This window comes from Nocardioides sp. NPDC059952, assembly GCF_042730435.1.
Classification (GTDB): Bacteria; Actinomycetota; Actinomycetes; order Propionibacteriales; family Nocardioidaceae; genus Nocardioides.
Genome location: NZ_JBHWLY010000033.1, coordinates 55,022 through 64,852 on the forward strand (window position 1 = coordinate 55,022; position 9,831 = coordinate 64,852).

Annotated in this window: 11 protein-coding genes; 4 read left to right on the forward strand and 7 right to left on the reverse strand. The window is 69.7% G+C overall.

The features are described 5' to 3' along the window. Positions 1-85 precede the first annotated feature (85 nt). From ACFV9G_RS16500 to ACFV9G_RS16510, 3 genes are all read left to right on the forward strand, one after another. A complete protein-coding gene (locus tag ACFV9G_RS16500; RefSeq protein ID WP_378728571.1) occupies positions 86-802 on the forward strand; it encodes a response regulator transcription factor in 717 nt (238 codons plus the stop codon). Further along, positions 799-2,055 (forward strand): sensor histidine kinase, encoded by a 1,257-nt coding sequence (locus ACFV9G_RS16505; RefSeq protein ID WP_378728572.1) that lies wholly within the window; start codon positions 799-801, stop codon positions 2,053-2,055. Before ACFV9G_RS16500 ends, ACFV9G_RS16505 begins: the two co-directional genes overlap by 4 nt. A gap of 67 nt (positions 2,056-2,122) precedes the next feature. Beyond that, a complete protein-coding gene (locus tag ACFV9G_RS16510) occupies positions 2,123-2,347 on the forward strand; it encodes a hypothetical protein (RefSeq protein WP_378728573.1) in 225 nt (74 codons plus the stop codon). Positions 2,348-2,359: 12 nt separating this feature from the next. On the opposite strand, the gene ACFV9G_RS16515 is transcribed toward ACFV9G_RS16510, so the two are convergent. Then, positions 2,360-3,523 (reverse strand): acyl-CoA dehydrogenase family protein, encoded by a 1,164-nt coding sequence (locus ACFV9G_RS16515; protein ID WP_378728574.1) that lies wholly within the window; start codon positions 3,521-3,523, stop codon positions 2,360-2,362. A 17-nt stretch (positions 3,524-3,540) separates the two neighbouring features. Then, positions 3,541-4,392 carry a 3-hydroxybutyryl-CoA dehydrogenase gene (locus tag ACFV9G_RS16520; protein ID WP_378728575.1) on the reverse strand — a complete coding sequence of 284 codons (852 nt, stop codon included), beginning with the start codon at positions 4,390-4,392 and terminating at the stop codon, positions 3,541-3,543. Between the two features lie 71 nt (positions 4,393-4,463). Here ACFV9G_RS16520 and ACFV9G_RS16525 point away from each other — a divergent pair, with 71 nt between their 5' ends. Next, the gene (locus ACFV9G_RS16525) at positions 4,464-5,141 is read left to right on the forward strand and encodes a TetR family transcriptional regulator (RefSeq protein WP_378728576.1); all 678 of its coding nucleotides are present in this window, start codon (positions 4,464-4,466) and stop codon (positions 5,139-5,141) included. A 12-nt stretch (positions 5,142-5,153) separates the two neighbouring features. On the opposite strand, the gene egtD is transcribed toward ACFV9G_RS16525, so the two are convergent. The 5 genes from egtD to ACFV9G_RS16550 all read right to left on the reverse strand — a co-directional run. After that, the gene (egtD, locus tag ACFV9G_RS16530) at positions 5,154-6,161 is read right to left on the reverse strand and encodes an L-histidine N(alpha)-methyltransferase (protein ID WP_378728577.1); all 1,008 of its coding nucleotides are present in this window, start codon (positions 6,159-6,161) and stop codon (positions 5,154-5,156) included. Next, entirely contained in the window at positions 6,158-6,628 is a 471-nt protein-coding gene (locus tag ACFV9G_RS16535) for a hypothetical protein (protein WP_378728578.1), read from the reverse strand. Before ACFV9G_RS16535 ends, egtD begins: the two co-directional genes overlap by 4 nt. Continuing rightward, positions 6,625-7,881 (reverse strand): ergothioneine biosynthesis protein EgtB, encoded by a 1,257-nt coding sequence (gene egtB / locus ACFV9G_RS16540; RefSeq protein WP_378728579.1) that lies wholly within the window; start codon positions 7,879-7,881, stop codon positions 6,625-6,627. The genes ACFV9G_RS16535 and egtB overlap by 4 nt, the downstream gene beginning before the upstream one ends. Before the next feature lie 148 nt (positions 7,882-8,029). Next, complete coding sequence (locus tag ACFV9G_RS16545; RefSeq protein ID WP_378728580.1) at positions 8,030-8,611, reverse strand: adenylate kinase; 582 nt, start codon at positions 8,609-8,611, stop codon at positions 8,030-8,032. Positions 8,612-8,910: 299 nt separating this feature from the next. Next, positions 8,911-9,831 (reverse strand): biotin/lipoyl-containing protein (locus ACFV9G_RS16550; RefSeq protein WP_378728581.1); only part of this gene is annotated, 921 nt, incomplete at its 5' end.

Consider the following 9,831-nt stretch of genomic DNA (forward strand, 5'->3'; position numbering starts at 1 on the left):
TCCGAAAGCGCGCGACGGAACCGATACCGAGCGATTACCTCGTACGCATGGGCGCGGGCGTGGCCACGCGCTACCGTTCTTGAGCGTGAGGGTCTTGATCGTCGAGGACCAGGCGGGCCTGGTCAGCGCGCTGAAGGTCGCGCTCCAGCGGGAGGGGTACGCCGTCGACGGGGCCGGCTCGGTCACCGACGCGCTGGAGAAGCTCGGCGTGAACGCCTACGACCTCGTCGTCCTGGACATCAATCTGCCCGACGGCAGCGGCTTCGAGGTCGCCGCGGCGCTGCGTACGGGGGAGGTGGAGGTTCCCGGGGAGGAGGCCCCGCGAATCCTGATGCTCACCGCTCGTAACCGCCTCGACGACCGGGTCCGCGGCCTCGACGTGGGGGCCGACGACTATCTCACCAAGCCGTTCGAGCTGGCCGAGCTGACCGCGCGGCTGCGTGCGCTGCTGCGCCGGCCCAGCAGCGACGGCACCGCCGTGCTGACGCACGGACCGATCCGGCTCGACACCGCCCGTCAGCTGGCCCGGCGAGGCGACCGTGAGCTCGGCCTGACCCTCAAGGAGTTCTCCGTCCTGCGCTACCTGATGACCAGGCCCGCCTACATCGTCTCGGCCGAGGAGCTCCTGGAGCATGTGTGGGACGAGAACGCCGACCCGTTCACCCAGACCGTGCGGGTGACCGTCGGCACCCTGCGCCGCAAGCTCACCGTCGGCGAGGAGGCTCCGGCCCTCGAGACCGTCGTCGGCCGCGGCTACCGCCTCCGTGACCTGCCCGAGCTGGACCGGGGCGCGACCGCATGAGTGAGCGCTCGGGCCGGTGGTCGAGGGCGCCCCGGTGGCTGCGAACCGTGCGGGTGCGGCTGACCCTGACGTACTCCGCGCTCCTGTTCGGGGTGACCGCACTGCTCCTCGCCGGGGTCTACCTGGCGCTCTCCAGCAGCATCAGCGCCGCGCCGCTGGACCCGGTGACGGTCAAGAAGTTCGAGACCCAGGACGGCCACATCGTCTACAAGCCGGGGCAGGAGTTCCAGGCCGCGGACTTCGCCGATGTTCAGGAGGCGGTCAACTACGCCTCGCTCCAGACGCTGCGCAACTACTCGATCATCGCCCTGGTCGTGATGTTCGTGCTGAGCCTGGCCATCGGCTGGTGGGTGGCCGGGCGCGCGCTGCGCCCGGTCGGCGCGATCACCCGCACCGCCCAGGAGATCAACGCCTCCGACCTCACCCGGCGCATCGGTGCGACCGGACCGCACGACGAGCTGCGTACGCTCGCCGACACCATCGACTCCATGCTCGCCCGCCTCGACCGGGCGTTCTCCGACCAGCGCAGGTTCGTCGAGGACGTCTCCCACGAGCTGCGCAACCCGGTCTCCCTGATCCACACCAACGTCGAGGCCGTCCTCGCCAACGACCGCTCCACCGTGCCCGAACGGCGCGAGGCCAGCCTCGTCGTGCTCCAGGCCACCCGCCGGATGCGGCGCCTCCTCGAGGACCTGCTGGCCATCGCCCGCAGCCGCTCGGAGGCCTTCACCGACCGCCAGGTCGATCTGGCCGGCGCCGTCACCGCGGCGGTTCGGGAGTACCGGCTGCCGGCGGAGGCACGCGGTCTCGGCGTGGTCGAGCGCAGCCATGGCGGACCGGTCGTCGTCGGCGACCCCGACGCACTGCAGCGCGTGATGGCCAACCTCCTGTCCAACGCGGTCAGGCTCGCTCCGGCCGGCTCCACCCTCACGGTCGGCATGGGCAGCCGCGACGGCTGGGCCTGGGCCGCGGTCGCCGACGAGGGTCCGGGGATCGACGAGGCGAACCAGGAACGCGTCTTCGACCGGTTCTACCGGGGGAACGGTACCTCCGGCGACGACGCGGTCGCCGACGGCTCGGGCCTCGGCCTCTCCATCGCCCGCCAGATCGCCGAGAGCCACGAGGGCCGGCTCGTCCTGGTCAGCCACGGCTCCTCCGGGAGCACCTTCGTGCTCTGGCTTCCCGACCACGCCATGAACCGTTCGGCCGGGCGCACCGACGCGCCACCAGAAGGTGACCCGCTGCTCGGCTGAGCGATTGAGGTGCCCTGAGAGTGCCTCCCGCCGGGCGGCGCACGGACCTACCGTTTGAGGAGTGAGCATGAGAACAGCAGCGACGTGGCACGGCGTACGAGCTCTCGCCCCCGTGGTTCTGCTCGGAGCCGTCACCGGCGCCTGTATGAACGTCACGGTCCAGGTGGACCCGGCGCCCACGCCGCCCACCCAGCCGACGACCTACTACGGCACGGTCGAGGAAGCCCGCTGGTCCACGACGTACGCCGAGGACCCGACGTACGAGACGTGGGAGGACTGCTGGGCGAGTTGAACCGCCTCGCCGCTACCGGCTTCCGAGCAGCTGGCGCGCCATCACGACGCGCTGGATCTGGTTGGTGCCTTCGTAGATCTGGGTGATCTTGGCATCGCGCATCATGCGTTCGAGGGGGAAGTCCTGGGTGTAGCCGGCTCCGCCGAGGAGCTGGACGGCGTCGACGGTGATCTCCATGGCGGTGTCGCTGGCGAAGCACTTGGCGGCTGCTCCGAAGAAGGACAGGTCGCCGGTGTGTCGCTCGGACTTGGCTGCGGCGACGTAGACGAGCTGGCGGGCGGCCTCGAGCTTCATCGCCATGTCGGCGAGCATGAACTGGATCCCCTGGAAGTCGGCGATGCGCTTGCCGAACTGCTGGCGTTCCTGGACGTAGGCCAGCGCGTGGTCGAGGGCGCCCTGGGCGATGCCGATGGCTTGGGCGGCGATGGTGATGCGGGTGTGGTCCAGGGTGCGCAGGGCGAGCTGGAGGCCGGTGCCGGGTTCGCCGATGATCCGGTCGCCGGGCAGGTAGACGGCGTCGAAGTTCAGCTCGCAGGTGGGGGACCCCTTGATGCCGAGCTTCTTCTCGGGGGCGGCGATGGTGAACCCCTCGTCGCTCTTCTCCACGACGAAGGCGCTGATATTGGATCCGCGCCGACCGCCGGGGTCGGTGACGGCCAGGACGGTGTAGTAGTCGGAGATCCCGGCGTTGCTGATCCAGGACTTCTGGCCGCTCAGCACCCAGTTGTCGCCGTCGAGGACGGCGCGGGTCTTCATGGAGGCGGTGTCGGAGCCGGCCTCGCGCTCGGAGAGGGCGTAGGAGAACGCCGAGGTGCCTGCGGCGAGAGGCTGGAGGTAGCGCTGCTTGAGGTCCTCGGAACCCGCGAGGATCAGTGGGAGGCTGCCGAGCTTGTTGACCGCGGGGATCAGTGAGGAGGAGGCGCACACGCGGGCGATCTCCTCGATGATGATGCAGGTGGCCAGGGCGTCGGCGCCTTCACCGCCGTACGCCTCGGGCACGTGCGCCGCGTGGAACCCGGAGGCGACGAGAGTGTCGTAGGCCTCGGTGGGGAATCTGCTGTTGGCGTCGACGTCGGCGGCGTAGGGGGCGATCTTGTTGGCCGCGATCGCGCGCACGGCCTCGCGCAGGTCGAGGTGGTGGTCGGCGAGCTCGAGGTAGGGAAAGTCGTCGGTCATGATGGCTCCTTGATGGATCAGTAGTGGTAGAAGCCGCGGCCGGTCTTGCGGCCCAGCAGACCGGCGTCGACCATCCGCGCGAGGAGCGGCGGCGGGGCGTAGAGCGGCTCCTTGAACTCCTCGTAGAGCGACTCGGCCACGGCCTTGGTCGTGTCCAGCCCGATCAGGTCCGCGAGCGCCAGCGGTCCCTGCGGGTGGGCCGCGCCGCGTACGAGGCCCTGGTCGATGTCCTCGGCGGTCGCGAACCCGGACTCCAGCATCCGGATCGCGGAGAGCACGAACGGGATCAGCAGCGCGTTGACCACGAAGCCGGCCCGGTCCTGGGAGTCGATGGGGTGCTTGCCGAGGTCCTTCTCGACGAACCCACGCACGCGGTCGGCGGTCTCCGGCGCGGTCAGCAGGCTGGGCACCAGCTCGACCAGGGAGAGCACGGGGACCGGGTTGAAGAAGTGCAGGCCGATCACCTGCGCCGGCCGCTCGGTGGCGACGGCGAGCTTCATGATCGGGATGGAGGAGGTGTTGGAGGCCAGCACCGCCTCGGGGTCGGTCACGATGGCGTCGAGCCGGTTGAACAGCGCGGTCTTGGCGGCTTCGTCCTCGACGATCGCCTCGATGACCAGGTCACGGTCGGCGAGCGCTTCGAGGTCGCTGCTGAGGGTGATGCGCTCCAGCACCTCGGTGGCCCGGGTGATCTTGCCGCCCTGCTCGGCCCGCTCGAGGGAGGCCCGCAGACGCTCGTGGCCGGCCTCGGCGGCCGCGGGGTTGGCGTCGATGAGGACGACGTCCTTGCCGGCGCGCGCGGCGACCTCGGCGATGCCGGCGCCCATCAGTCCCGCGCCGACGACGCCGATGTGGTTGAACCCAATCATGTGCAGCCTCCAGTAGTTGGTACTCAGTACCTTATAGACGGAACCTCGTACCATCAAGTACGTTTCAGGGCATGAGCGAGAAGCCTCGATCGGCGACGACGAAGGACCGCCTGGTCGCCGCGGCGTTCGAGCTGTTCGAGGAACGTGGCTTCGATGCGACGACCGCCGAGGACATCGCGCGTCGTGCCGGCGTGGGGCGTACGACCTTCTTCCGCGCGTTCGGGTCCAAGGACGACGTGATCTTTCCCGAGCACGACCAGCTGCTCGGTCGCATCGACCAGCGTCTGGCCGCCGCGACCCCGGCAACGCGAGCGCTCGCGCTGAGCGAGGCCACGCGGGTCGTGCTGCGGCACTACCTGGACGAGGGCGAGCTGGCGCGAGCGCGCTACCGCCTGGTCGGCTCGGTGCCCGCCCTTCGTGCCCGTGAGACGGGTGGGATCCAGCAGTACCAGCGGCTGTTCGCGCGTTGGCTTCGGGAGTGGATGTCCGACCTGCCCGACGGACAGCTGCGCGCCGACCTGCTGGCCGCCGACCTCGTGACGGCGCACAACTTCGTGCTCCGACGCTGGCTCCGGGACCAGACCTCCGACCCGGAGAGCGAGTTCGACCAGGCGATGCGGGTGGCCCTCGAGCGCTATCAGCCCTCGGGCGTCGGGCCGTCCTCGGCCGTCGTCGTGCTCCGCACCTCGGCCACGCCCGCCGCCATCCAGGCGCAGCTGCAGCCGTTGCTCGACGACGAAGCGCCGTGAGCTGAGCCGATCTCAGCGCCTGGCCAGCACCAGCGCGTACGCCTCCTCCGGATCGGTCCACCAGCGAAGGTCGCTGAAGCCCGCCGCGGCGAGCTCGAGTGCGGCGATGCTTCGGCGGAACTTGCAGGACAGCTCGGTGAGAAGCTCTTCGCCTTCGTCGAACTTGATGACGAGCTCGAGCTCGCTCAGCTCCACGCGGGCGGAGTCCTGCGCGACGAGTCGCATCTCGATCCGCTCCTCGTCGGTGTTCCAACGTGCCAGGTGCCGGAATGCGTCGAGGTCGAAGTCGGCGCCCAGGCTCTGGTTGAGAACGCGCAGCGCGTTGAGGTTGAACTCGGCGGTCACGCCGGCGGAGTCGTCGTAGGCGGCGACCAGCTTCCCGGGGTCCTTGGCCAGGTCCAGCCCGAGCAGCAGACCTTCCCCGGGCTCCATGGCGGCGGCGACCGATCCCAGGAACCGTTCGCGTCCCGGGCGGTCGTAGTTGCCCAGCGTGCTGCCGAGCAGTGCGATCAGCCGGCGTCCCGGCCTCGGCAGCTGCCCGAGATGCTGGTCGAAGTCGGCGACGACACCGTGCAGCGCGAGCCCCGGCCGCTCCTCGGCGAGCGCGTCCATCGCCTGGGTGAGCGCGCTGGCGCTGACATCGACGGGGACGTACGTCGTCAGCCGGCCGGTCTGCGTCAGCGCGTCGAGCAGGAGCCGGGTCTTCTCCGAGGAACCGGATCCGAGCTCGAGCAGCACCTCGGCGTCGGCGGCCTCGGCGATCGCTTGCGCGTGCTCGGTCAGCAGCGCCCGCTCGGTGCGGGTCGGGTAGTACTCGGGCAGCCGGGTGATCTCCTCGAACAGCTCCGAGCCGCGCTGGTCGTAGAAGTACTTCGGCGGGAGCCACTTCGGCGATGCGCTCAGGCCGGTGCGGGCGTCCTCCGCAAGGCTCCGGCGCAGATCCTCGGCGGTCAGCAGGGTGGTGAGCCTGCCGCTGGCTGGTGTGCTCGTGCTGGCCTGGTCGTTGCTGTCGAGGGTCACGCGGGGTTCTCCTTCGAGTTGTGACGAGGTGTGTCGAGCCGCCACCAGGTGGGCCCGCACGGGCTGAGGACTCCGATGGTGCGCGGCGGGATCGAGGTGGACGGAGCGCCTGGGAGCGGACGGTTGCTGACGACGTACTCCCACGACGCCGGCTCGGCCAGGTGGCTGCCCTCGTTGCCGGTCAGCAGGGCGAGGTCCTCCCCGTCGCTGAGGAGGACCGAGAAGCCGCCGACCGCCATCTCGTTGGCGATCTGGACCACGGCGGAGCCGATCGGCAGGCGCTCCTGCTGCGCCTTGTCGAGGATGAGGCTCCACGAGTCGTCGATGGTGCCGCTGACCGCGGCGGTCCAGGGACCGATTCGCAGCGGAGCGGGGCAGTCGTCGTGATCACAGGCCCAGTCGACATGCGTCCGGGGCGGTCCGAGGATGCCGCGATGGGCACACGTGACGGCAGCCGACCAGGTCACGCACGACGCCCGTCGTCGGCGAGCCGGAGCCCGGTGACGGGCCAGCGTGCACCGGGCGGGAAGAAGTTGCGGTATGAGGCTCGGGTATGTCCCGGCGGGGTGAGCGCGCAGCCGCCGCGGAGCACCATCTGGCTCGACATGAACTTTCCGTTGTACTCACCGATCGCGCCGGCGGCAGGGTGGAACCCCGGGTAGGGCAGATAGGCCGAGGAGGTCCACTCCCAGCAGTCCCCGAAGAGCTGTCGCAGACCGCCGGTCGCGGGACCGGCGGCGCGCGGGTGGAAGCTGTCCCGGTCGGCGAGGTTGCCGGCCACCTCGTAGGTCCGGGCGGCGTGCTCCCACTCGGCCTCGGTCGGGAGGCGCTTGCCGGCCCAGGTGGCGTACGCGTCGGCCTCGTAGTGGCTCAGGTGGCAGACCGGCAGGCCCGGGTCGAGCGGTGACGTGCCGTGCAGGGTGTGCTCGAACCACTCCCCGTCGGCCTGGCGCCAGTAGAAGGGCGCCTCCCAGCCCTCGGCGGTGACCCGCGCCCACCCGTCCGAGAGCCACAGCTCGGGGCGCCGGTAGCCACCGTCGGCGATGAACTCCAGCCACTCGCCGTTGGTGATCAACCGGTCCGCGAGCCGGTACGGCTCCAGCCACTGCTGGTGCCGTGGCAGCTCGTTGTCGAAGCAGAACCCACCGCCCTCGGACCCGATCTCGACCAGGCCGCCGTCGACGTCCACCCAGCCCAGCCGGTCGGTCCCGTCACCTGCGGCCGGAAGACCGGCGTAGGTCGGCTGCAGCGGGTTGAGCGACAGCACGTGCTTGATGTCCATCAGCAGCAGCTCCTGGTGCTGCTGCTCGTGGTGGAAGCCGAGCTCGATGGTCGGGGCGAGCTTGGCGAAGGTGCCCTCGTCCACCCGGTCGAGCAGGTCCCGGACCCGGTCGTCGACGTTGCGCCGGTAGTCGCCGACCTCGTACGCCCCGGGGCGGCTGATCACGCCGCGCATCGGCCGCGCGTACCTCGGCCCGACCTGCTCGTAGTAGCTGTTGAAGAGAAACCAGTACTTGTCCTGGAACGGTGCGAAGCCGGGCTCGTTCTCCGCCAGCACGAAGGTCTCGAAGAACCAGGTCACGTGCGCGCGATGCCATTTGGTGGGGGAGGCATCCGGCATCGACTGGACCGTCTGGTCCTCGGGGGAGAGAGGTGCTGCGAGGCGTTCGGTGTCCGCTCGGACCTCGTCGAAGCGGGCGATCGCGGTGGTCGTGTCCATCTCACGTCTCCTGTCGGAGGGTCGGGTACGCCAAGTGCTACGAACCACTCTGCCTGGTCGCTCAACCCGCGCCACGCGATTCAGCGGTTGTTGCACACCGGGCCCGGTATGGGCCCGGTGTGCAACAACCGCTGTCGCCGTTCGCGGGTCAGCAGACGGCGTCTGCGGAAGAGTCGCAGGCGCTGAGAATCCGCTTGGTGACCTCGTCGACCTCGCCGAGGCCGTCGACCTCGACGATGAGGCCGCGCTCGCGATAGGCGCCGATCAGCGGCGCGGTCTGCTCGAGATAAATCTCCTGGCGGCGACGGATGATGTCCTCGGTGTCATCGGCGCGGCCCTCGATCCGGGCACGCTGCAGCAGGCGCGTGACGACCTCGTCCTCGTCGACGACGAGGCTGATGACGGCATCGAGCTCGTGGCCGGTGGACTCGATCATCCCATCGAGCTCCTCGACCTGGGCGAGCGTGCGGGGATAGCCGTCGAGCAGGAATCCGCCGGCCGCATCGGGCTCGCCGATCCGGTCGCGAACCATGTTGTTGGTGATCTCGTCCGGGACGTACTCGCCGGCGTCCAGATACCGCTTGGCCTCCAGGCCGAGCGGAGTGGCCAGCGATACGTTGGTGCGGAAGATGTCGCCGGTGGAGATGGCCGGGATGCCGTGGTGCTGGGCGATGTGCTTGGCCTGGGTGCCCTTGCCCGCGCCCGGCGGGCCCATGATGATGATCCGCATCAGAGGCCTCCCCCCGCCCGGTGATCGCCGGCCGCATGCTGGGCGCAGGACCGGCACGTCTCTGGAGACGTCATGTCGACGGGAAGCTCCCAGAAGGTGAACCAGAGCGCCGTCGGCTCTCCGCAGGCAGTTCGTTGGGATCCGTTCCTTCGGATGTGGACGGTCCCCCAGGGCAGTCGGTGGCGAGAGTGCCGGGGCTGTGTCTGCGGCGCTGTCACGAGCCACTGCATGCCCACGTTGCCACGTGACTGGGGCCTGGGGAGAGTCGCAGGCGCTGGTGTCATCTCGGATCCCTTCGGCTACTTGATCTCGGCGATGACCGCGCCGTTGGCGACGGTCTCGCCGACGGTGGCGTTCAGCCCGGTGATGGTGCCGCTCTTGTGGGCCTTGAGGGGCTGTTCCATCTTCATCGCTTCGATGACCACGACGACATCGCCCTCGGTGACCTCTTGGCCTTCTTCGACGGCGATCTTGACGATGGTGCCCTGCATCGGGGAGGTGACCGAGTCGCCCGAGGCGGCTGCGCCGGCCTTCTTCGCCGACCGCTTCGGCTTCTTCGCCGCGGTGGCGCCGCCACCGGTGGAGAGGCCGCCGAGCCCGGCGGGCAGGGACACCGAGAGGCGTTTGCCGCCGACCTCGACCACGACGGTCTGCCGCTCGGTCTCCTCGGCCGCCTCGCCGGTGGCACCGGCGTAGGGGGTGATCTGGTTGTCGAAGTCGGTTTCGATCCAGGTCGTGTAGACATCGAACGAGCCGCCCGCGGCGGTGTAGGCGGGGTCGTTGACGACGGCCTGGTGGAAGGGGATGGCGGTGGGCATCCCGTCGACCTTGAACTCCTCCAGCGCCCGACGTGAGCGTTCCAGGGCGTGTTCGCGGGAGGAGCCGGTGATGATGAGCTTGGCGATGAGGGAGTCGAAGGCGCCCGGGATGGTCTCGCCCTTCTCATAGCCCCCGTCCAGGCGCACCCCGGGACCGGCGGGCGGTGCCCATTCGGTCAGGGTGCCCGGCGCTGGCATGAAGTTGTTGCCGCCGTCCTCGGCGTTGATGCGGTATTCGATGGAGTGGCCGCGGACCTCGGGGTCGTCGTAGCCGAGCTCTTCGCCGGCCGCGATGCGGAACATCTCACGGACCAGGTCGAGGCCGGTGACTTCCTCGGAGACGCAGTGTTCGACCTGGAGGCGGGTGTTGACCTCGAGGAAGGAGATGGTGCCATCGGCCGC

Coding starts and splice junctions, on each gene's coding strand:
- ACFV9G_RS16505 (WP_378728572.1), top strand. CDS start 799: ATGAGTGAGCGCTCGGGCCGGTGGTCGAGGGCGCCCCGGTGGCTGCGA.
- ACFV9G_RS16510 (WP_378728573.1), top strand. CDS start 2,123: ATGAGAACAGCAGCGACGTGGCACGGCGTACGAGCTCTCGCCCCCGTG.
- ACFV9G_RS16515 (WP_378728574.1), bottom strand. CDS start 3,523: ATGACCGACGACTTTCCCTACCTCGAGCTCGCCGACCACCACCTCGAC.
- ACFV9G_RS16520 (WP_378728575.1), bottom strand. CDS start 4,392: ATGATTGGGTTCAACCACATCGGCGTCGTCGGCGCGGGACTGATGGGC.
- ACFV9G_RS16525 (WP_378728576.1), top strand. CDS start 4,464: ATGAGCGAGAAGCCTCGATCGGCGACGACGAAGGACCGCCTGGTCGCC.
- egtB (WP_378728579.1), bottom strand. CDS start 7,881: ATGGACACGACCACCGCGATCGCCCGCTTCGACGAGGTCCGAGCGGAC.
- ACFV9G_RS16545 (WP_378728580.1), bottom strand. CDS start 8,611: ATGCGGATCATCATCATGGGCCCGCCGGGCGCGGGCAAGGGCACCCAG.